At 55.5% G+C, this 22,780-nt stretch carries 17 protein-coding genes; 10 read left to right on the forward strand and 7 right to left on the reverse strand.

The window, feature by feature from the left end; translation table 11 throughout:
* Positions 1 to 58 precede the first annotated feature (58 nt).
* Entirely contained in the window at positions 59 to 1,450 is a 1,392-nt protein-coding gene (locus BQ7486_RS07565) for an RNA-binding domain-containing protein (protein ID WP_143183113.1), read from the forward strand.
* An 88-nt stretch (positions 1,451 to 1,538) separates the two neighbouring features.
* On the opposite strand, the gene BQ7486_RS07570 is transcribed toward BQ7486_RS07565, so the two are convergent.
* Entirely contained in the window at positions 1,539 to 5,294 is a 3,756-nt protein-coding gene (locus BQ7486_RS07570) for an SNF2-related protein (RefSeq protein WP_074009597.1), read from the reverse strand.
* 243 nt (positions 5,295 to 5,537) lie between these two features.
* Positions 5,538 to 6,002: a hypothetical protein gene (locus BQ7486_RS07575; protein WP_074009598.1), complete on the reverse strand. Its 465-nt coding sequence runs from the start codon at positions 6,000 to 6,002 to the stop codon at positions 5,538 to 5,540.
* A 117-nt stretch (positions 6,003 to 6,119) separates the two neighbouring features.
* On the opposite strand from BQ7486_RS07575, the gene BQ7486_RS07580 reads away from it, so the two are divergent.
* Positions 6,120 to 6,422, forward strand: a complete 303-nt coding sequence (locus BQ7486_RS07580) for an ATP-binding domain-containing protein (RefSeq protein ID WP_084765815.1) — start codon at positions 6,120 to 6,122, stop codon at positions 6,420 to 6,422.
* 55 nt (positions 6,423 to 6,477) lie between these two features.
* Here the strand turns inward: BQ7486_RS07580 and BQ7486_RS07585 are convergent, their stop codons facing one another.
* Positions 6,478 to 7,920, reverse strand: a complete 1,443-nt coding sequence (locus BQ7486_RS07585) for an aspartate ammonia-lyase (RefSeq protein WP_074009599.1) — start codon at positions 7,918 to 7,920, stop codon at positions 6,478 to 6,480.
* 136 nt (positions 7,921 to 8,056) lie between these two features.
* Between BQ7486_RS07585 and BQ7486_RS07590 the strand changes: the two genes are divergently transcribed.
* Complete coding sequence (locus tag BQ7486_RS07590) at positions 8,057 to 9,019, forward strand: LysR family transcriptional regulator (RefSeq protein WP_074009600.1); 963 nt, start codon at positions 8,057 to 8,059, stop codon at positions 9,017 to 9,019.
* Between the two features lie 89 nt (positions 9,020 to 9,108).
* On the opposite strand, the gene rbr is transcribed toward BQ7486_RS07590, so the two are convergent.
* A complete protein-coding gene (gene rbr, locus BQ7486_RS07595) occupies positions 9,109 to 9,651 on the reverse strand; it encodes a rubrerythrin (protein WP_074009601.1) in 543 nt (180 codons plus the stop codon).
* A 365-nt stretch (positions 9,652 to 10,016) separates the two neighbouring features.
* Here rbr and BQ7486_RS07600 point away from each other — a divergent pair, with 365 nt between their 5' ends.
* Entirely contained in the window at positions 10,017 to 11,051 is a 1,035-nt protein-coding gene (locus BQ7486_RS07600) for a type II asparaginase (RefSeq protein ID WP_416336984.1), read from the forward strand.
* Between the two features lie 116 nt (positions 11,052 to 11,167).
* On the opposite strand, the gene eutH is transcribed toward BQ7486_RS07600, so the two are convergent.
* Together eutH and argH (BQ7486_RS07610) are read right to left on the reverse strand one after the other, a co-directional pair.
* Positions 11,168 to 12,268: an ethanolamine utilization protein EutH gene (gene eutH / locus BQ7486_RS07605; RefSeq protein ID WP_022373229.1), complete on the reverse strand. Its 1,101-nt coding sequence runs from the start codon at positions 12,266 to 12,268 to the stop codon at positions 11,168 to 11,170.
* Between the two features lie 73 nt (positions 12,269 to 12,341).
* Positions 12,342 to 13,853 (reverse strand): argininosuccinate lyase, encoded by a 1,512-nt coding sequence (gene argH / locus BQ7486_RS07610; protein WP_074009603.1) that lies wholly within the window; start codon positions 13,851 to 13,853, stop codon positions 12,342 to 12,344.
* Between the two features lie 136 nt (positions 13,854 to 13,989).
* On the opposite strand from argH (BQ7486_RS07610), the gene BQ7486_RS07615 reads away from it, so the two are divergent.
* The 4 genes from BQ7486_RS07615 (at position 13,990) to BQ7486_RS07630 (ending at position 18,629) form a co-directional block, all read left to right on the forward strand.
* Positions 13,990 to 15,012, forward strand: coding sequence for a LysR family transcriptional regulator (locus tag BQ7486_RS07615; protein ID WP_084765817.1), 1,023 nt, complete (start codon positions 13,990 to 13,992; stop codon positions 15,010 to 15,012).
* A gap of 123 nt (positions 15,013 to 15,135) precedes the next feature.
* Positions 15,136 to 16,641, forward strand: coding sequence for an argininosuccinate lyase (gene argH, locus BQ7486_RS07620; protein WP_074009605.1), 1,506 nt, complete (start codon positions 15,136 to 15,138; stop codon positions 16,639 to 16,641).
* A 222-nt stretch (positions 16,642 to 16,863) separates the two neighbouring features.
* On the forward strand, positions 16,864 to 17,826 hold the full coding sequence (locus BQ7486_RS07625; RefSeq protein WP_022372811.1) for an agmatinase: 963 nt from the start codon (positions 16,864 to 16,866) through the stop codon (positions 17,824 to 17,826).
* Positions 17,827 to 18,341: 515 nt separating this feature from the next.
* Complete coding sequence (locus tag BQ7486_RS07630; RefSeq protein WP_204207009.1) at positions 18,342 to 18,629, forward strand: hypothetical protein; 288 nt, start codon at positions 18,342 to 18,344, stop codon at positions 18,627 to 18,629.
* A gap of 136 nt (positions 18,630 to 18,765) precedes the next feature.
* On the opposite strand, the gene BQ7486_RS07635 is transcribed toward BQ7486_RS07630, so the two are convergent.
* Positions 18,766 to 19,806, reverse strand: coding sequence for a threonine aldolase family protein (locus BQ7486_RS07635; protein WP_074009606.1), 1,041 nt, complete (start codon positions 19,804 to 19,806; stop codon positions 18,766 to 18,768).
* A 211-nt stretch (positions 19,807 to 20,017) separates the two neighbouring features.
* On the opposite strand from BQ7486_RS07635, the gene BQ7486_RS07640 reads away from it, so the two are divergent.
* A complete protein-coding gene (locus tag BQ7486_RS07640) occupies positions 20,018 to 22,177 on the forward strand; it encodes a flavocytochrome c (RefSeq protein WP_074009607.1) in 2,160 nt (719 codons plus the stop codon).
* Positions 22,178 to 22,372: 195 nt separating this feature from the next.
* Positions 22,373 to 22,765 carry a nucleotide pyrophosphohydrolase gene (locus BQ7486_RS07645; RefSeq protein WP_204207010.1) on the forward strand — a complete coding sequence of 131 codons (393 nt, stop codon included), beginning with the start codon at positions 22,373 to 22,375 and terminating at the stop codon, positions 22,763 to 22,765.
* The last annotated feature ends 15 nt before the right edge of the window (positions 22,766 to 22,780 follow it).

Consider the following 22,780-nt stretch of genomic DNA (forward strand, 5'->3'; position numbering starts at 1 on the left):
GTTGTGATTAGATCGTGATTATATTGGTGGTCTGACGGAAGCTCTGGAAGTTGCTCCTTTGGATTTGAAGCTTGGTACTGATATGCGTCGGGAAGATCTGAATACTGAATTTAAGCGGCATTATGTCGATGACATCAAGGCAACGGTTATCGCGTTTGCCAACACGCAAGGAGGATATCTGTATGTCGGTATCGAGGATGACGGGACTGCCTGCGGAGTTTCGGATCCTGACGGTGCCGTTCTTCAGATTCAGAATGCACTGCGGGATTCGATCACGCCGGACGTGATGGCGTGCGTCAATTGCCGCGGAGAAGAAATTGACGGCAAAGATGTTGTTGTCGTTGAGGTCAAACAAGGAAGTCAGAGACCTTACTTTCTCAGGGGCAAGGGACTGCGTCCGGAAGGTGTCTTTGTCAGGCAGGGACCGTCAACTGTTCCGGCAGACGTCAATGCGATCAGGGAAATGCTGATGGAAACCGCAGGAAGAGTTTTTGAGAAAGAGGTTTCCTTTGAGCAGGAGCTCTCCTTTGATTACACATCGAGATACTTTGCTCAGGCCGCGGTTGCCTTCGGGGATCAGCAGAAAAAAACGCTCGGTCTGGTTAATAAAAACGGGCTTTACACAAATCTTGCGCTGCTTTTATCCGATCAGTGTCCGTATTCCCTGAAAGCCGCGGTTTTTCAGGGAACAGACAAGATGATTTTTCGTGACAGAGCCGAATTTGAAGGCTCCGTTTTGGAGCAGTTTGACAAAGCCTTGGCTTTTTTGGAGAAACACCAGTCAAAGCGTTCTGTTTTTCAGGGCGCGAAAAGAATCGATATACCGGACTATCCGATGATGGCCGTCAGAGAAGGACTCACGAATGCTGTTGTGCACCGGGAGTACGCAAGTACCGGGCCGATTCTGATGAGCATTTTCTCTGACAGACTGGAAATTCTGAATCAGGGCGGATTGCTGCCGAACTTCACAATAGATGAAGTTCTCAGAGGGGTATCTGAGCAACGCAACGAAAAGCTGGCAGCCGTGTTTTACCGCCTGGGACTGCTGGAAGGCTACGGGTCCGGTTACAGCAGAATGCTTTCAGCCTATGCCGGCACGGGGAAGAAACCGGAAATTTCCGTCACGCGCTTCAGTTTTATGCTGACTCTGCCCAATGTGAACGGCGGTTTGGAGGATGTAAGCGGACGAGCGGTTATCCGGGAGCAGCCGCAGCAAGTTGTGCCCGCAGTTTCGCTTGAAGATCTCTCCGAACGGGCAAGAGAGCGGATGCAGAAGGTTCTGCAGCGCTGCCGTCAACAGCCTCAGATAACCCGCGCGGAGGCGCAGGATTTGTTGGGCGTTTCGCAGAGTACGGCAACACTGCTGCTTAACGCCATGGTGCAGCGCGGGCTGCTGGTGTCTGTTGGTTCAGGACCAACGAAGGCCTATCGCCCGACTGGCTTGGCTTAAGTACATGCGACAGTCTGTCGGTGGGGGATGACGGAGATGAATCCCGTCAGCTTTCCCACCGGAAACATACCGGACTGAAGGTTGAGGATCAGTGCGTCTGCAGCGTAAAGATTTCCTGCAGTTCGTTCTTGGAGAGATCTCCGATCCAGTTTTCGCCGGTCTCAACCGTCATCTCTGCCAGGGCCTTCTTGGATTCAATCATCGTGTTGATCTTTTCCTCAAAGGTCTCGGCGGAAATAAAGCGGTAGACGTTCACGGAAGACTTCTGCCCGATACGGTAGGCGCGGTCCGTGGCCTGGTTTTCCACGGCCGGGTTCCACCAGAGGTCGTAATGGATGATCGCGGTGGCAGCGGTGAGATTAAGCCCGGTGCCTGCGGCTTTGAGCGACAGGATAAGCACCTTGTCGCTGCGGTTAGTCTGAAAGCTGTCGACAATTGCCTGGCGCTCTTTCTGGGCCACACCCCCGTGAATAAATTTCGGCGTGCTGCCTGTCTTCTCGCCGATCCACTTCTGCAGCAGTTTCCCCATCTCCCGAAACTGCGTGAAGATCAGTACCTTGCGCCCTGCGGCTTCGAGATCCTCGAGAATTCCGAAAAGCCGCTGCATCTTGCCGGAATACTCCGCGGAAGCGTAAGAGCCGTCCTTAGCGTACTGCGCGGGGGCATTGCAGATCTGCTTAAGCTTCATCATGAGCGTGAGAACCATCGCACGGCGCTCCATGGGACTCATGCCGTCGTTAATCTGTTCAAGCGACTTTTTAACGACCTTGTCGTAAAGAAGCGCCTGCTCTTTGGTGAGCGTGCAGTATTCATCGGTCGAAATCTTTTGCGGCAGCTCAGGCGCAATCGCCTTGTCGGTTTTGAGCCTTCGCAGAATAAAGGGCGCCGTGACGCGCTTAAACTGCTCGGCCGTTTCTTCATCGTGCTCGATTTCGATGGGCTGCGCGAAGGTGTTCTTAAAGCCCGTTGCGGAGCCGAGAAGCCCTGGGTTGGTGGCTTCCATGATGGACCAGTATTCCATGAGCCGGTTTTCCACGGGCGTGCCGCTCATCGCAACGACCCCGTCAGCCTTGACGGTACGCACGCTCTTAAAAGTGGAGGTGCGGTAGTTTTTGACGGCCTGGGCTTCATCCAAAATGAGAAGCCGCCAGGCGCGCTCCGCAAGCGTGTTGACGGAAGACCTGAGCGTGCCGTAGGTCGTGAGCACTGCGTGCACCGTCTCTTTTTCACCGGGCAGCGCCCGGCCCGGGCCGTAGTAGACGTGCAGTTTAAGTTTCGGCGCAAAGCGCGCGGTTTCTCTCTGCCAGTTGGTGATAAGTGACGTCGGCACCACAATGAGCGCGGGTTTGCCTTTCAATTCCCTGCGGGTGCGTAAACCTTCAAGAAGCGTAATCACCTGCAGCGTTTTTCCGAGCCCCATGTCGTCAGCAAGGATCGAACCGATCCCGATACGGACATTGCGCATCATCCAGCGGTAGCCCCGTTCCTGATAGGGCCTGAGTGTTGCTTTGACGGTTGCGGGAATGGGGGTGTCGGTTTCTTTAAGCAGCCTCTGAAGCGCCGTGCGCACGGCCTCGGTGAGCTGAACCGGGCTTGAATCCATGTCGCCCGTGAGCGCTGCGCGCAGAATCGCCATTTTGGTGAGGCCCTGCTTTTGCGCCTCGATGCGGTTGCGGATGCGGGTAAGTTCCTTTTCATCCACAAACATAAAGCTGTCGTGAAAGCGTACGACGCGTCCGGCCATGGCTGAAAGCGCTTTGAGTTCTTCGCACGAAATCGCTTCGCCGCCCACCGCCACCTTCCAGTCAAAATCCAGCAGGTCCATAAGGCCCATAAAGCCCTGCGACACATCCCAGTTTTCCGCAAGGTCAATCTGCATCGTGGCCTGAGGTGCGAGAAGCTTTCTGAGGCTCTTCGGAAGAATCACCTTGACGCCCAGAAGCCTTAACTGCGGAATCGCTTTAAAGAGAAGGGGCGTCAATTCCTGCATCGTCACAAGCGTCGTCTCCGAGCCCTTTCGCAGAAGGTCGGTGAGTTCCGCACAGTGGTTGCTTAACCTTGCGGCCGTGCGCATCGCGTCAAAGCGGACCGGCTTAAAGGCGGGGTCGGCCAAAATGCGCTTCAAAGTGGCATAACCCGCGCCTACCGCGCCTCCGCTGGAGTTTTCGTCCATCGACAAAAACCCGAGCTCAACCGTGAGGGGCTCTTCAGCGGCCTTATCGGTGTCGTGCGCTTCGCTTCCGTGCCAGGGATCGCGCACCGTGAGAACTGGTTTTAAGTGCACGGCAACAGAGGCCGTACTTTGCGCCAGGGGGCTCAACCACTCGGAAAGCCGCAGGCGCAGCGCCGTGTTTTCGGGGTTTTCGAGCGTATCGGTGTAGTCCGCGGCAAATAGCGCCGTGTTGTCGGGCAGCAGCGTCTCGCCGCGAACCTTTTCAAAGCCCGCGCGCACGAAGCTGTCGATGAAGATCCCCAGAACAATTTCGCCCATGGTGACCGCACTCATCGCGTCCGGGCGCCCGAGGATCTCAAGCCAGGGTTTGTCCACCCGCAGAAAAAGCGCACCGAGTTCCCGGGTGAGCTCCCGGATTTCAGGGGACGTGGTCGCGGGAATCCAGCGCACCGCAAAGCAGCCTTCGGCGGGCTCATAAATCTGCGGCATCGCAGCCTGAACCATCATGAGTTTTGCCGCCAGCACCCAGGCGTCGTAGAAGGCTTCGATTTCCTCGGCTTCGCTGTCAAGTTTCTTCGCGTTTAAAAAGCCCGAGAACATCTCGTGCACGCGCACGGGGCTTCCGTCCGGGCGCATGTCACCGACGCGGCAGGACACAAGTTTCCCGCTTTCGTGGTCAAATTCCTGCCAGTAAAGGGTTTCGGAGGTTCGCACCGCGCCCCAGGTATTGACCGAAATCAGTGCTGCGGGGTGCTCTTCGTCGGACACGAAAACGGGCGGAGTGTGCTCCGAGAGTTTTGTGAGTTGCGCTTTGGCAACCTTGGCCGCTGCCGTGAGCACCTTTCTCACCGTTTCCCGCAAGTTTCCGCCCACGTAGCCCGCGGGCTTTTCTGAGAGGAGCGCGAGCTGCGCGTCCGGTTCAAACGCGGGCGTCTTAAAGGTCAGCGCCGAGAGGCTTCTCAACCAGTCTTCCTTGGTTTCGGCTTCGGTGGGGGCGGACCAGGTGTTGTCGTCATCGATGTAAAGATCGGTGATGTTGCTGTCCTGCATCACCGACGCATCAAACGTGCCGGCCGCATCGGACGGATCGGCGCGCTTGAGAATATCGCGCCAGGCGGGTAGTTCCGAATTGAGTGCCCGCCCGATTTCTACGCCTCTTAACGCCAGTTCTTTTGTGAGGTCAATGCCGCGCAGCGCAAAGAGAATGAAGGGATTGGCATCGATCTCCTGGCTCATCTTGTAAATGACCGCCGCGATGTGTTTGCAGGGCACCGCGCTGTCCGGGCACGAGCACTGCATGTCCATGTCCCGCCAGCTCGCGGGAAACAGGCGGATCCCGATCTTTTCGCATAAGGGGAGGATGTCGGGTGACAGTTCGCGCGCAGAGAGCTTGGCAAGAATGAGGGGCGAGGACGCGACGGCATCAAGCAGCTTTTCGCGCTGCTCGCGGGAGATTTCGGGGAGCTTCAGAGTTACCGTATAAAACGGATCGTAGTGCCCGATAACGCGCGCCTTGACGGCGTGCTGTTCAAAGTCAAGCCGGAAGGATTTGACTTTGCCGGTGTTGGCGTAGGTTTTGCCGCGGGGGATGCGGTTGGCGTAGTCGATGTGCGTGAGGGCGTTGAGCCACTGCTCGCCCCACCAAGTGGTGCCGTATTCGGTGCGTGCCATGAGTCGGAAACCGGTTGTCGAAAGAAGAGGGCTGCACGGGGAAAAGCCGTGCAGGAGAAAGGGAAAGTCGGGGGTATTGTAAGGGGACGGTGGGATGCACGGGAATAAAAACCATGTGCACGGCAGACGGGGCGGACAGACTCGTTTGCGGTAAGAAGAGAAACGGGGCAAGTACGGGAGTTCCAGGCTTCAGGCTGAGGCACCGGTAGATGTCAAGTCTTCTTTCCGCTAATTTACAAATTTTTATATGTGTGAGTTCTGAGGGGCTCTGCCCTCTCCACCTTCGGCGGATTCACCCAGAGTTTTTTGGCCTGTAGAAAAACTTTTGATGCAGCTGTGCAGCACCGTTCGCGCAGCAGAGGTCGTTGCGCGAACGAGCAATGTGACCTTGTCGCCAGCATCCATACCGGTGTGCTCAATTAAATATTTTTCAAGATTGAAATAAAGTCCTTCCGAGGCCGGATCGATGGGGAACGTCGGCTTATCGCCCATGGCGGCCATTTCCTTGGTCGTTTTGAGGATTCTCACAGCAGCATCTCTATCAATAATTCCGGCTCGGGCGCACATGACCACATGAGCTTTGTTCATGTCGAGATAGGTCTGATAAGAATGAGCCACTTCATCGGGGATGCCGGGCTGGTTTATGTACTTGACCATGCTTGCCGCGGGGGCTTTCTTTAGTTTGCCGCGCATGTTGAGCTGTGCCATTTCATCCTCACTTTTTCGGAAACAATCCGATGCGATTAAGGGTTAGAGGCTTTTGGTCTCCTTCTTCGGCATTTCAACAGCATGCTTGGACTTCTTTTCACAGTATGACTAAATATCATGGAGAAGCATTCCACGGTCGAGGAACTCACCGCCAACTTTGACGGGCGGCGGGTTGTTTATCCCTATTCCGAAATCGATGAGCTTGAGCTGTGTTACGCAACGACGATTCATGAGTCACCGGGGAGCGAATACCCGATCGTCGTGATGCTCAAGCGCAACCTGATCTACACGGGTGTGACGCGAGGGAAAAAGCTCGTAGTGATCGTGGGGCAGAAGCGGGCCTTGGCGATGGCTATGCGGGGAAAGCAGACGGTGAAGCGTTTGATGGGCCTATCGCATTGGTTGAGGTGCGGTGAGTAAAGAAAAGCCGCTTTGGATTTTCACCGAAGCGGCTTTGACGTCAGGGCGTGGGTGCTCAGGCAACCGTGCCGATTTCCTTTCTGTACTGCGCGATCACGCGGGCCATGGCGGAGGGATCAGCCATCAGCGCGGGATCAATAAGGACTTCGGCCTGCTCGGCCGTGAGAAGCCCCATGTCAACTACGGCTTTTTTGACCGTGCAGCCGTGTTTCTCGCAGTAGTGTGCCGTGCGCACGCCTTCGGGGTAACCGAAAAGGGCTGCAACGACCGTGGAAAGCGCAATCGAGGTTTCGGCTTCATGACGGCAGCGATCAACGTTGGCGGTGATGCCGTCCACGCAGTGAAGTCTCAGAATCGGCAGTTCCCGTTCCACGAGGTAAAGGCTCTCAAAGAGGCACTTGTAGAAAGTGGCGTCCCAGACGTTGAGGTCAAGTTCGCCTTCGTCGATTGCCATCGAGATGGCTACATCGTTGCCACAGACCTGATGTGCGATCTGAATGGCCATCTCAGGGACCGTCGGATTGATTTTCCCGGGCATGATGGAGGATCCGGGGGAGAGTGCCGGCAGATTGATTTCCATCCAGCCCGCGCGCGGACCGGAACTCATCAGACGCAGGTCCTTGGCGATCTTGGAGAGCGTCACGGCAAGCGTTTTGACGGCTCCGGAGACGGTGAGCATGAAGTCGGAATTCTGAAAGCCGTCAAAGAGGTTGTCCATCGGGCGGACCGGTTCGCCGATGATGGTGGAAATGTGCTTATAAAAAGCCTCGCGGTAGCCGGGCTGTGCTCCGAGACCGGTGCCCACGGCATTGCCGCCCATGATGAGTTCAAAGCAGCCGGTACGCACAGTTTTGAGAGCCTGAGCCTGACGTTTCAGGACAGAGGCAAAACCGGATAATTCCTGACCGAGCGTGACGGGGAGCGCATCCTGCCAGCAGGTGCGGCCGACTTTGACAATGTCCTTAAATTCACGGGCTTTGGCTTCAAAACTCTCTGCAAGTTTTTCGGTTTCGGTGATGAGGGCGGCAAGTCTGGGCGCCGCGGCCAGATGTGTTGCCGACGGAATCGTGTCGTTTGTGGACTGCGCCATGTTGACGTGTGTGTTGGGATGCACGGCGTCCTGCCCTTTGTGTCCGGTGAGAATTTCGTTGGCGAGGTTGCCGAGCACCTCGTTGACGTTCATGTTCACGCACGTGTAGCCGCCGCCCTGCCACATATCGAGCGGAAACTCTTTTTCAAAGCCGCCGGCGATCACACGGTCGCAGGCTTCGGTAATAGCGCGCGCTTTTTCCGGCGCGAGAGCACCAATCTCGGCGTTAGCCAATGCACAGGCTTTCTTAATTTGGCAGAGCGCTTTGTGCATGTCCGGGTAGGTGATCACGGGAAAGCCTGCGGTGCCTGAAACCGCAAGCATGCGGGTGGTCTGAATGCCGTAGTAGCGGTCGTCGGGAATTTCCATCGTGCCGAGACAGTCGCGTTCGGTGCGTTTTTTTTTCATGGTGGTCCTCTTTGTGCGGGTTGTCGGACAACGGTTGCCGGCCGGTATGCGGGCATTGTCGGTTTCTTTTGTATTGAAGCCAAGAAAGCACAGGAATAAACTCGGCCAAGTTAAGTTTTTCTAAACATAGTGCGCTATGTCATCCGATCCGGTTGATCTGCGGCAGCTCAGAATTTTTCTGGCGGCAGCCGAACTTAAAACCTTTGCCAGGGCCGCCAAGATGATCGGCGTGACGCCTTCGGCCGTGTCTCAGACCGTGGCAACACTGGAAAAGGATCTCGGCACGGCGCTTTTTGAGCGTGATGCAAGGCCCCTGAGGCTTACCGCTGCCGGCAGGCGCCTTGCCGCTGACGGTGCGCCGCTCATTAACGCAGCGGCTGCCCTGCGCGAGAGGGTAACCTCCAAAGAGCTTGCCTTTGAGCGCTTAAGGCTCGGGCTCGGTGAGTCGGTCGCAGCCACCGTCGGCCCTTGGTTTGTGCGCCGCATGAATGAGAAGGTGGCGTCCCTGACGGTGTATTCGGAACTCTCCCGCCCCCTGGCGCGAAGACTTGAGGCCGGGGCGCTTGATGTGATTGTCTGCGCGGGGCCGGGGCTTGAGGGGGATGCCTGGCGCAGACTTCCCGCCTACCGTGAGGATTTTCTGCTGGTAACGGCCAAGGGCGTCCGCATGCCCGCAACACGCAACGCATTGCGTGAGCTCGCGCAGACCGTTCCCTTTGTCTGCTACAACACGGAGAGTTCGGATCAGGTGCGCGTGAACCGTATTTTGGCCGCAGCCGACGTCCGGCCCGCACGGCGCATTGCCGTTGCTTCAAGCTACGGCGTTGCGGGACTGATTGCGCAGTGCGCGGGCTTTGGGATTCTGCCGCCCACGAATCTCTGGTGCGGCAGGCAGTTTGTTGAGGGTGTTGCGTTTGCTCCGTTACCTGAAATGCCGGCCGCCGAGCGTGTGATGTGGTGTGTGGGGGCTGTTAATCAGCCGGAGATTCTTGAGGTTGTCCGCGCAGAAGCCGAAGCCGTTATGCGGGACTGCATGATGCCGGAACTTGCAAAGGCTGCGCCAGGGCTTGAAACGCACGTGCGGTTCGGGCAGACCTAGCGCTCCGGCGGATGCCGGGCTGCCGGAGATCAGCCGCACATCCGCCAGGGGACCTTTTCTGAGGCAGACGGCGGCTGATTTCGGAGTGATCAGTAATTTTCAGCGTGAATCTGCTGATAGGACTGCGGGTGCGCACAGATCGGGCAGACCTCTGGCGCTTTTTTCCCGATGACCAGGTGACCGCAGACACGGCACTGCCACATGACCTCTTCGCTCTTTTCAAAGACCTTCTGCATCTGTACGTTCTTTAAAAGCTTGAGGAAACGTTCCTCGTGTGCTTTTTCGATGGCACTGACACCGCGGAATTGAGCGGCCAGTTCAGGAAAGCCTTCTTCCTCCGCTTTTCGGGCAAAGCCCTCATACATATCGGTCCATTCGTAGTTTTCGCCGTCGGCCGCGGATTTGAGGTTGGCAGCCGTGTCACCGATGCCGTTTAAATGCTTGAACCAAAGCTTGGCGTGCTGCTTTTCGTTATCCGCGGTTTCTTCAAAGAGGGCGGCGATCTGGTGATATCCCTCTTTGCGTGCAACCGCTGCAAAGTAGGTGTATTTGTTGCGGGCCTGTGATTCGCCGGAAAAGGCTACCCAGAGATTTTTCTCCGTCTCAGTGCCGGTGAGTTTTTTCGGATCCATGTGTTTCTCCTGTGGTTTTTTAAGCGGCGTTACGCCGGTTGGCCGGACGGCTGTGTTGTTTTTTCTTTGCCGTCAGCGGGGAATTTTCTGGGAATGATCCCGTCTGCGGCAGGCTTTCTGCCACAGAGAGAATGGGGGATTATTGATTTTATAAATATCAATAATGTTACGTGCCTCCGTTGGGGTGTTCCGCACATATTGATGACGTCAGGATGTCTTCGGGTGCTTGAAGCAACCGGGAAATCCGCTGTGTCAGCGTTTCCCTGCGCTGATACTCAAAGACCATCTTTAGGAGCATTTCCATGAAACTCAAGAACGCCCTGGTTGCAACGCTTATGGCAGCAAGTGTCTTTACCCTGGCACCGATGGATATGTCTGCTGTGGCAGCAACCACGCAGAATGTGAAGGCGGAAAAACCGAACGTTTATATCCTCGCTACCGGCGGCACGATCGCCGGTTCTGCCGCGAGCAACACGCAGATGACGGGCTATAAGGCAGGCGCTCTCGGCGTGCAGACGCTGCTCAATGCCGTGCCTGAAATTCAGAAGGTTGCCAACTGCACGGGTGAGCAGATCGCGAGCATCGGCTCTGAGTCGATGACGGTTGAAATCTGGCTCAAACTTGCCAACCGCATCAATGAACTGCTTGCCCGCAAGGACGTTGACGGCATCGTGATCACGCACGGCACGGATACGCTGGAAGAGACGGCTTACTTCCTTAACCTCGTGGTTAAGAGCGATAAGCCAGTAGTGATTGTCGGCGCCATGCGCCCGGCCACGGCTATTTCGGCTGACGGTCCGGTCAACATTCTCAATGCCGTTACGCTCGCAGCTGATGAATCTGCCCGCAACCGCGGCGTGATGATTGCGATGAACGACAACATCAACGGCGCACGTGATGTGCAAAAGAGCAATACGCTGCGCGTAGATACTTTTGTGAGCCCGGAACTCGGCTATCTCGGCTACTTTGAAGGCGGCAAGCCCGCGTTTTATAAGAACACGACCCGCAAGCACACGCTGCAGACCGAGTTCGACATCAAGGGCTTAAAGACGCTGCCCCGTGTGGATATCGTCTACTCACATGTGGAAGACGACGGCAAGATGGTTGAAGCGGCCGTGAAAAACGGTGCCAAGGGCATTATTCATGCCGGCACCGGTAACGGCTCCATCCATGCCAATACGGAACCCGCGCTGTACGCCGCTGCCAAAAAGGGCATCGTGGTTGTCCGCGGCGCCCGAGTGCCCAACGGCCCGACGATCGAATCGCTCGAGGCCTGGGATAAGGCAGGCTTTGTCCACGCCGGAACCCTTAATCCGCAGAAGGCCCGTATTTTGCTGCAGCTCGCGCTGACAAAGACCAATGATCCCAAGGAAATCTCCCGGATCTTTGCGACTTACTAAACGAACACTTCTCGGAGCCCCCGGGGTGCCCCAGGGGGCTTTTTCCCCGGACACAGCAGTTGGGTGTCCGGTTTTTTTTAACCCCGCAACCGTTACCGGCGGCGGGGTTAAGACAATCAGGCTGCGGGGGCTGTTTCCTCCGGAGAGGGCGAGAGAACTTCGAGACCCAAGGCGATGAAGACCGCGGCCACGGCAGCGAGCGCCTTGCCGGCAATCAGGGGTTCAATACCCTGCGGGTAGTAGGCCGCCATAAAGCCCAGATGATCACCCAGCATGCAAAGCACAGGACCGCTGAAGGCGGAGGCAATAACTTTGCCGCGGTTGGTCATGTTTTCAATCATGGCGTACATCGGCAGCGGATTGGCAACGGAAACCAGCATTCCGAGGGCTGCCGTATCGTCAATGCGCATGGTGCGGGCGAACAGATGCAATACCTTTGTTCCGTAACGCTTGATGAAAAGAACCATGGGATAGGCGCCCGCGAGCATGACGCCGATCTGACCGATGATCGTGAGCTGCGGATCAATTTTGGCCATCCCGGGGATGATGGTGATTGAAAAATAATGCTCCAGAGCGGCAGCGGTGAGAAGCAGTGCAAAGATACCGACAAGGACGCGCCCGAAACCGATGAAAAAGCGGATGGTCGGTTCTCTGAACACAATCAGAAAGAATGCGAGCACAACGGCTATGCCGAAGGCCGGAGCCCCGAGGGTGAGCACGGTGAGCGTATCGTAGCCTCTGACCCAGGCAACGCCCAGCATACTGAGGGGCGAAGCGATAATGCCGGCGACAATGCCTTTGGCAATAAAAGGCCGGCTTTTTTGCGTGGCCATGGCAAGGGAAATCGGCAGCGGCATGCAGATGATGCAGGCCAGCGTGCTGCAAAGCCCGATACCGAAGATTTCAACGGCTTCCGGATGTTTGGCCAAGGCCTGCGCCAGAGGAAGTCCCCCGGCGTCCACCCCGAGCAAGATACCGGGGAAAAGCGCGGGGTCGGATCCAATAGAGAGAAAAAAGGACGAGAGCGCAGGCCCGAGCGCCGTACCTAATGCGGGCGACACACACATGATGCCGACCATCACAAGCGCAAGGGGCCCCATGGTGTTGAGCCCGTTTTCAAACTCTTTGCCGTAGCCGAACTTTCCGTCAAACAGCGCTTTGTCAACAGCGCCGATGACCATGAAAAATGCCATGATGCCGACAATGATCTGGTCCATGACGAGGTTCCTTCAGTGAGAAAAAATCCGCGGGCTTGTCTGAAAGTCCGCGGATGAGATCAGCTTTTAACGATTACACGGAGGCAATCAGCGCATCGACTTCGCGGTTCATGGCGTCACGGGCGGCCGTAAGGCGCTCTTCGTGCGCGGTGATTTCCGCTTCGTCACGGGTAAGAGCCGCTTCAATCACAGAGAGCTGGCGGTTGACTTCCTCGGGTGCGGTACCGCCGATCACGGTCTTGGAGTAAGCGTTTTTCACCGGATCCAGCGCTTCCTGAATCTGCGCATCCGTGATGCTGAGCTCTTTGCTGAAGAGTTCACGGCTGATACGGTTAAGCACCGTGGAATCGATGTCTGTTGCCTTTTTATCCGATTCGGTGAGGTAGCCCACAACGTGCGCAACGATTTCGTGAGCGGCCCGGAAGGAGAGCTTTTCATCGCGCACCAGCGTATTGGCAAGTTCCGTGACCGTGCAGAAGTTCGCTGCGGCCGTGCGGCGTGCACGGTCTTTGCGGATTTTGACGTCCTTCATCGAGACGTCCAGAAGCCGGATAACGCCTTCAATGTCCTTAAGGCAGGGCCAGAAGTTGCTGATGAGATCCATGGATTCCATGGTAAAGGCATAAGGAACGCCCTTATACGTCATCCAGGCAGCGTCCTCGTAGCCCTTGATGCGTGCCGTAAAGCTCGCGGAACTTTCAAAGGTCCACGGATTTTTCTTTTGCGGCATGATCGAGGAACAGACGGCAACTTTATCGGCCACTTCCACATAACCGTAGTCCGGCGTTGCCCAGATACGCATGTCGGTAGTCATGCGCACCAGGGTGCTTGCCAGGATGGAAATGTCAGCCATGATTTCCAGCAGGTAATCACGCGAGCAGACGCAGTCCATGGAGTTTTCAACCAACCCTTCAAAACCGAGAAGTTTGGCGGTGTAGTTACGGTCAATATTCCAGGTGGTTGAACCCATGGAGCCGCCGCCCAAGGGATTGAGGTTGGTGCTTTCCCAGGCGTGTGCCAAGCGCTTGTAATCGCGGGTGAGCGCTGCGGAGACTGCGGAAAGGTAGTGAGCAAAGGTGATGGGTTCAGAGGGTTGCAGATGGGTGTAGCCTGACATCACGGCGTCGGTGTTGCGGCGCGCTACCTCAAGCAGCGTACGGCGCAGCTTGTTGATGAGTTTTTCAAGTTTGAGAAGTGCATTACGGGTGACCATACGGTCGACCGTGGCGTGCAGATCGTTGCGGGAGCGGGCCGTGTGCTGCTGGCCGCCAACTTCCATGCCGACGCGGCTGATGAGATAGTTTTCGAGGTTAAAGTACATTTCCTCGAGTGCCGGCGTGATTTCAAACGTGGGCTTGTTGCCCATCGCGGCCATTTCTTTGGCGACCGTCAGGATTTTTGCGGCGACTTCCCGGGTAATGATCCCCTGCTTGGCAAGCATGAGAACGTGCGCCTTGTTGACATCGATGTAGGACTGGTAGGAACGCTCGATTTCCTCATTGGTGAGCGTCGGGGCAACCATGATTTCTGTGACTTCGGGGGCGGGCGGCTCCTTTAAGCGGCCGCGTTCAATCTGCTGAGACATTTTTTACCTCAATTTTTCAGACACGATCTGCTGCAGGATCGTTACAGTGAGCATCTTTGCGGCTCACCCAGCGCTTGTCCAAGGTCATCAGACATTATTATTAACGGGTATTGCATTCGGTTATTCTCTCTTTGCCATGAGTACAGCAACATCGTCACGGTGCTCGTCCGAAGCCGTGGTATTTACACAGAACATCCGGATTTTTTATGCTGTGAGCCTGTGTCACAGCTTTACGGCAGCGGCCCGGCAGCTCGGCATCACACAGTCAGCCGTCAGTCAGGGAATAGCGGCACTGGAAAAGCAGCTTGATCTGGAGCTTTTCGACCGCACGCGAAGGCCCCTTGCTCTGTGCCCGGAAGGACAGCTTCTACGCGACCTTGTGGCACGGCAGATGGGGGAAGCCGATACGGTGATTGACGTCATACGCACACGCAACTTCATCCCGAATACGATCAGAGTCGGCGTGGTGGAGTCGGTGGGACGCCGCATCGCCGTCCGTCTGGTGCAGGAAATGCTTGTGAGAGGCAGAAGAATCGAGATCACGACGGGGTACGCCGATGATCTCTACGAGCAGCTCTTTCAGGACAAACTCGACTGCATCATCGCCAACGGCTTTTTCTTTGATGCACCCAACCTCACGCACCGGTTCCTCTTGTCAGAGCCCTATGTCGTTATGCTTCCGGCTGAAGTCGCCGGAACAAGAACGGAATGGAGTTGGGAGAGCCTCAGTCTATGCGGCGTGCCGCTTGTGCGTTACGCCGGAAGCACCCGTGCCGGTAAGGACGGTGAGGCGGTTTTGCGTCATGCGGACCTTGATCTGCCGCAGCGCTTTTGCGTTGACGATAATCAGACGGTTTTTTCGCTGGTGGCGGCAGGATTGGGTTGGTGCCTTACTAATCCACTGACAGCGCTGCTTGCAGCAGAGTTTCGCGAGGAAGTGAAGCTGTTGCCGGCCCCAGACGCTTCTGAAAAGCGGGAACTGTACGTTGTGAGCAAAAACAGTACGCCGCGGATTTTTGCCGATGACGTTTTTGAGATTGCTGACGGCGTTTTGCGTTCCCTGATGCCTGAAATTGATGAGCAGATGCCTTGGGTAAAGGATGCCGTCCATTTTTCCGCTCACGGGCAGACAGAAGCCGGACAGCATTCCGAGATCTGACAGATCGGTATAAATTTAACTTATCTTGCGTGGGCTTTTCGGTACAACGGTTTCACAATGCGGACATCCAGGCTGAAGCGGTCAATCCGCAACAAACAGCCGATTTTTTGTAAGGAGTAAAAGATGTCCGAAAAAATCCACCGCGGTAAGATTAAGACCCCGCCCGATCCTCTGGTTGTCAAGTATCTGATTGAGCCCGGGATTCAAAACGACATCAAGTACCGTTATCAGGCGTTTTTGGACTGCAATAAGGCGCACGTCTTGATGCTTGCCAAGCAGGGTATCGTCACGCGCGAAACCGCTGCGGCCATTCTGCGCTGCAACGACAAGATGGCACAGATGGGCGACAAGCCTGACTTCCCGGTGGATCCGGGCCGTGAAGACTTCTACTTCAACATTGAAGCGCATCTGATTGAAGAAGTCGGTATCGAAATCGGCGGCCAGCAGCACACTGCCCGTTCGCGCAACGACCTTTACGCGACCTGTGCCCGTCTTGCCGTGCGTAAGGCCTATTTTGAGATCTGCGAGATCTACAACCGCATGCGTCAGGCCGTGATCGAAACGGCACGTAAAAATACCGATGCGGTGTTTGCGGGCTATACGCACATGCAGCCTTCCGAACCGATCACGTTCGCGCATTACTGCTCGGCTGTGTTAAATGCGATGCAGCGCGATTTCCGCCGCATTTCGCTCGCCTTTGAAGGGCTTAACGTCTGCCCCCTGGGCGCTGGTTCCATGGGTTCAACCACCTGGAATATTGACCGTAACTACACCGCCAAGCTCCTGGGCTTTGACGCGCCGATCGACAACTCGATCGACTCCGTGGCTTCGCGTGACTTTGCCACCGATATTTTGTCGGCTCTCTCAATTGCCGCCAACACGCTCTCGCGTTTCTGTCAGGACCTCTATGTCTGGGCTTCGCCCGACTTCGGCTATATTGAAGTTTCCGACAGTTGCGCCGTGTGCTCTTCAATCATGCCGCAGAAGAAGAACCCTTGGGTGCTCGAGCACATCAAGAGTAAGGCTGCGCACGTTGAAGGCTGCTACATGTCGGCGCTTAACGTGATGAAGAATGTGATCTACTCGCACTGCGAAGATATGTGCGGCGAGTCAGCCAATTACCTTTTCCCCGGCATCGAGGAATTTAAGGTGATGTGTGAGCTGATGGAAGTTTCCATCCGCGGTATTTCGGTGAAGAAAGAGCACATGCTTGAAAAGGCCCGCTGCAATTTCTGCACCGTCACGGAACTTGCTAACTACCTCGTGCGTTACGACAAGATCAGTTTCCGCATGGCGCATGACATCGTTGCGGGCGTCGTGGCTTACATGACCGAACATCACAAAAATGCGGATGAAATCGGCACGGCTGAAGTCAACCCGATTTTTGAAAAGCTTTTCGGACGCAAGACTTCAATGACTGACGAGGAAGTCCGCGCGGCTCTGGATCCGGTGAAGATCGCCTACGCCAAGACCTGTATCGGCGGCACGGCTCCGGATGAAGTCAACCGCCAGCTTGACAACCGTCAGGCCGGTCTTGACCGTGATAACAGCGAACTCGCCCTGCGCCGTGAGAAGGTTTGCGCGGCTAAGGCTGAGCTCGAGGCTACGGTCAAAACGCTGATTGCCTAATCAGCCGGAAACGATTTCTAAAGTTCCTTTCCATCAGGTGTTTGCCGGTCTTCAGTGAGAATTCTGAGGACCGGCATTTTTTGAACCCTGATCAATATAAGTGTCGCTTATACATCAGACATAAAGTGCTAATTCTGATTTACCGATTCGGGCGGCGTTTCTACGATGGGACTTGTCAGAAGACAGTGTAGTTTCCGACAAACATTATGAAGGAAAATAATTATGGATCCCCAGGTTTACAACCTTCCGATTACCGGCATCGCCAGTTTCGCGAAGTATCCGATCTGTAACGATCTTTCGCAGCTTGACGCCGACCTTTGCGTCATGGGTATTCCCTTTGATGCAGGTGCTCCGTATCTTTCAGGCTGCAAATTCGGCCCCCGCCGTATCCGCGAGGTTTCCTGCCACTACGGCCGCGGTCCGGCCGGTTTCTGGGATCCGGAACGCCAGACGCAGTATCTGGAAGCTCCGGTTTCCATCGTTGACGGCGGTGACGTTGACGTGCATCCGATGGAATACCGCGAGACTTTTGACCGCATTACGGCAACCGTCGGCAAGATCCTTGATAAGGGCGCAGTGCCCGTGATGATGGGTGGCGATCATTCGATCACGTATCCGATTGCCCGCGCACTGGACCGTTTTGACGATCTCTGTATCGTTCAGTTTGACGCGCACCTTGACTTCGGCAAGCGCCGTTACACCAACGGCAGCCCGATGCGCCTGATTTCCGAGATGCCGCACTTTAAGAAGATGTGTCAGATCGGTATGCGCGGTCTCGGCAGTAACACACGCGAAGACTTTGCGGATGCCGCAGCCTTCGGCTCCGTCGTAATCCCGGCCCGCAAGGCCCTTGCTTTGGGCGCTGAAGCCGTGATCGACATGATTCCTCAGGCGAAGAACTACTATGTGACGATCGATATCGACGGCTACGACATGTGCTACGCCCCCGGTGTCGGTTCTCCCTCGCCCGGCGGCCTGAACTATCTCTTCGAAACCGATGTTCTCGAAGGTATCGCCAAGAAGGGTAACGTTGTGGGCTTTGACCTTGTGGAAGTGGCTCCTCAGTATGACCCGAGCGGTATCACCTGCCGTCTGGGAGCCATGACGATGCTTGCCTTTATGGGCTACATCCTCAAGGAACGCGAAAAGAAGGGCCTTTTGAAGGCTCAGCTTGCCGCTAAGTAATTAGCTTTGTGTTTCCCCTGCCAAACGGCCGGATCTTTAAAAAGTTCCGGCCGTTTTGGTCTTTGTGCGCTCGGCATGAGCGCGTTCTAACGGGTGAAAGTCCCGAGTGCAGGGGGTAGCACCAAGCACATAGCCAAGAGCAAGGGTGTCCGCCGCGAGGCGGGATCTGAAGGAAGCTGGAGGCAAACCACTGACCTGACGTACAGAAACGGCATAAGGCATTCGAAGATGGGTAAGTCTGCAAAACAAGATGAAGCCCGAAGCTACACGGAATCCGAGGTGTAGATGCAGCAGGTGCATGGTGGGAAAGAACGCGTTCTTACCCGAGGAGGACTCACGGACTTCAATGCAACAGCATTGTCGGAGTAAAGCTTGCCGTGAGTAGTCAGCAACGGTCATAGTAAGCAGGGCAGTACCTGACGAAGGACCAAATTTATAGGAGTACGGTGCCGTAGACACAAAGTCGCATGGCGCAGAAAACATAAGAAACCTGTCTGAGTTTTGGTACCCACGGAATGGGAAGAGGAACTCAGGAGGGCGCAACGGCCGTGATGGACATGGAAAACACCGCACATACCCCGCCTGCTTTCACGGGGATCACACTTGAAGCGATACTGAGCACTGAAAACCTGCTCACAGCGCTCAAACGCGTCGAGAGCAACAGAGGTGCTCCCGGTGTCGACGGGATGACGACTGAAGAAATTCGAGCGTATATCTTTGCGCATCCGGGCGAGCTTAGGAGTGCGATTCTGACGGGTAAATACCGCCCTTCTCCCGTGAAACGGGTATCTATACCGAGTTAACGGTATGGGAAGGTAAAACTATGAAAACCGCCGTAAAACACTGCGTGAGCAGTGCCTACCAGATCGGTACGGGCGGTGGTGTGGAAGGACGGCGGGGCCTAGCCCCGCCTCCTATCCGATTGCTGAAGTCGGAACGTTACGCTCGTCGCAGTGTTCCGACATCCGCAATCAGTTCTTCAAGCACTTCCGGCTTTGTCGACCACGCCGTACAGAAGCGCACGATAAGACGTCCATCACCGGTTTTGCCGCAAAGCTCGTAGCGATACTTCTTCGAAAGCACGTCAGCCTGTGCTTTCGTGATTCGCACAAACTGCTGATTCGTGGGGGAGCTGCCTTCCATCTCGCACCCGGCCTCAATAAACGCTTTGCGAAGCCGCATGGCGCCCTCAACCGCTTGCTTTCCAATCTCAAAATAAAGGCCGTCCTTCATCAAGGCGGCAAACTGCACTCCGCCCAAACGGCCCTTCGCAAGCAGCGCTCCGCGCTGGCGCATCAGTGCCGGGAAGTCGCGCTTGAGAGTCGGGTTCTTAATTACGAGGGCTTCACACGCAAGCGTCCCGCACTTGGTACCGCCGAGATAAAACGCGTCAGCCAGTCGCGCAATGTCTTTTAACGTCACATCAGGACTGGCTGCCAGGCCGTACGCGAGACGTGCGCCGTCAATGTAAAAGAAGAGCCCGTACTCGCGGCAGACCGCTGCGAGTTCTTCGAGTTCTGCGAGGCTGTAAATCGTTCCGGTTTCGGTGGGGAAAGAGATATACAACAGTCCCGGCTGAACCAAGAGCACTTTCTCTTCGTTTTCGAAGTAATCCGCGCACAGGCGCCGCAGTGCTTCAGCTGTCACCTTGCCGTCAACTTCAGGGACGGTCATCACCTTGTGGCCAGTCGATTCGATGGCGCCAGTTTCGTGCGCTTCGATGTGGCCGCTTGAAGCAGATACCACTCCCTGGTGGGGGCGCAGCGCCGCGGCAATGAGCGTGAGGTTCGTCTGCGTGCCGCCTGAAAGAAAATGCACGTCCGCATCGATACCGCCGCATGCCGCACGGATCATGTCTGAAGCTTCTTTGCAGAACTTGTCTTCTGCGTACCCTGGGACTTCTTCGAGATTTGTCTCGCACAGCGCTTTTAAAACGGCGGGGTGGCAACCGGCAATGTAGTCGCACTGAAACTGATGCATGCAGAAGTCCTCTCAAAGAAAATGTGCAATTTTCTAATTATGACGCAGGAAGGACTGTGCCTTCAAATATTTAGCGACGGTAAATGACGCTCTCAGTATTGGAACGCACGGGTGCTGGTTCCCTTTGACGGAAAACAAGAGAATTCCTTGATGCCTGGGTTAATACAGGATAAATTCGAATTGTCACAGGCCTTTCAGAGGAGAATCCGCCATGGCAATACGACCGATTGTTTTAGCAGCAACTCTCGCTGTTGCAGCGTTAGGGACAACAACAGTCACGGCTCAGGTCTACAAGGAAACAGTTTCCGGACATAACGGACCCATGACCGTAGAGGTGACGATCGAAAAGGGCGCAGTGAAGACCGTCAAGGTGCTGAAGCATTCCGAGACGGTCGGTATCGGATCGGTTGCTGTGGAAAAGATCCCGGCCGCAATTGTCAAAAGCAATAAGGCAGATGTGGCGGCTGTCACCGGGGCATCGGTGACATCAAAGGCGATTGAACAAGCTGTGGAAGTCGCGCTTGCCAAGGCGACAGGTAAGTCTCTGAAAGCGAAATTTAAGCCCGGTACTTACAAGAGTCAGGCTTACGGCAACAATGGTTACCTTAATGTTGAGGTCACGGTAACAAAAGACAAGATTAAGTCCATCAAGGTTCCGGCCAATCAGGAAACACCGTTCATGGGCGGTATGGCCATCAAGTCCATCTCAGACGATATCGTCAGGTATCAGACACTGAATGTTGATGCCGTCTCCGGAGCAACCGTCACAAGCGCAGCCTTTAAGCAGGCAGTAGGCGCGGCTCTCACACAAAGCGGCGTGAATCTGGCGGCTCTGCAAAAACCGGTGCCTCAGAAGATCAAGAAGTTCAAAGGAACCCGTTCCGAAAGTTATGACCTTGTGATTGTGGGTGCGGGCGGCGCGGGTTTGTCGGCCGCCGTGACGGCCGGACAGGCAGGAAAGTACCGCGTCATCGTGCTTGAAAAGATGCCGGTTATCGGGGGAAACACGCTGCGCTGCGCCAGTGCTTTCAATACAGCCGATCCCGAACGGCAAAAGCTCCTGCCGATGACCGACACGCTGAAAGATGCTGTTGTTAAGGCCATCAGCGAAAAGCCCGTAAGTGAAGAGCATCGTAAGCTCATGGCTGATGTGAAGGCAAAGTACGAGGCTTATCTGGCTTCGGGCTCAAAGACACTCTTTGACTGCCCGGAATGGCATGCTCTGCAGACCTATAACGGCGGCGACAAAGTGGGCCATATTCCGCTTATCCGGACCTATGCCGCCAACACGCTTGATACGCTGCACTGGATGCAAAAGCTCGGTACTCCCGTGCTTGACCGCGTGAGTCAGGGTGCAGGTGCTCTCTGGCAGAGAACGCATCAGGTGGATGCTCCTGCGGGTACCGGTCTTGTAGAGCCGCTTTATAAGGCAGCGGTCAAGGAAGGCACCAAGATCGTGACGGGCATGAAAGCAGAGTCCCTGATCGTGAAAAACGGCCGTGTGGTCGGTGTCCGGGCAAGTGACAAAGTCGGCAACAACTATGCCTTTAACGCAAAGTACGGTGTGATTCTTGCAACCGGCGGCTACAGTCAGAATAAAGTGCTTCGGCATCGCTCGGCTCCGCAGCTTACCGTTGATATGGTTTCAACAAATCAGCCGGGAGCTACCGGTGACGGCATTGTGATGGCCACCAAGATCGGTGCCTATACCACGGGTATGAACTACGTGCAGGTTTATCCGCTTGCAACACCGGGTACCGGTGCTCTGCAGGGACGTGCCCGCAAGATGTCGGGGCTTGACGATGTGATTGACGTCAACAAGAACGGCGAACGGTTTGTGAAGGAAGATGCCCGTCGTGACGAATTCGTAGCCGCTATTAAAAAGCAGCCCGGCGCAGTCTGCTACGACATCAATGATGCGTCGATCGTGAAGGAATTCAATTCCTTTAACGAAAATGTGGAAACCTTGGTCAAGCTCGGGCGTATCTACAAGTCCGATACGCTTGCGGGGCTTGCAAAGCAGCTTGGAATGCCGGCGGAAAACCTGGAAAAGACCGTAGCCGAGTACAACAAGATGGTTGAAGCAAAGAGCGACACGAAGTTCGGGCGCAAGCTTTTCGACCAGAAGATTGAGAAAGCCCCGTTCTATGCAACGCCCAGAGCTCCTTCGATTCACCACACGATGGGCGGCCTGGAGATCAATACCAAGGCGCAGGTTGTTGATGTGCTCGGCAATCCCATCCCGGGGCTCTATGCTGCCGGTGAAGTCACAGGCGGTATCCATGGTTCCAACCGCTTGGGTGGCAACGCCACGGCTGACGTGCTGACATTCGGACGTATTGCGGCGAAGTCTGCGCTCGGAATCAAGTAAAAGAGCAGAGTAGCCGGCAGAGGAGGCTTCCGCAACGATCGCGGGTTCTCCGCTGCCGTGCCCGATGATCAGAGGCACCGATTCTTACGGGAACCGGTGCCTTTTTGCACTGGAAACGTTTTCAGTCTCTGATTTCTCAGAAGGCCGTGCCGTTAAGATTCCCGCACTACAAGTTTTTGAAGCAGGAGCCCGCAAATGTCAGAAACCACAATAGGCGAAAAGCCCGTCATCAGTGCCGAAACGATAAAACGCATCTTGGCTTTCCGCGATGACCGTAACTGGAAGCAGTTTCACAATCCCAAGGACCTCGCGATTTCGATCAGCCTTGAAGCCGCGGAGCTTCTCGAATGCTTTCAGTGGTCCGGTGCGGACACTGAGGTGCGTGCCAAGAAAGCCGCGATGACAGAGGAGTTAAGCGACGTCGTTATCTACGCACTGCTTCTCGCAGACCGCCTCGGTATTGACCTTGATGCGGCAGTCAACGCCAAAGTGGCAAAGAATGCCGCCAAGTATCCGGTAAAAGATTGCTGGGGCAGCTCCGCGAAATACGATGCACTCAAAAAGAAAGCTCGGTCTGAAAGCCGGTAGCGCACCGGTTAAAAC

Source organism: Duodenibacillus massiliensis (genome assembly GCF_900128485.1).
Classification (GTDB): Bacteria; Pseudomonadota; Gammaproteobacteria; order Burkholderiales; family Burkholderiaceae_F; genus Duodenibacillus; species Duodenibacillus massiliensis.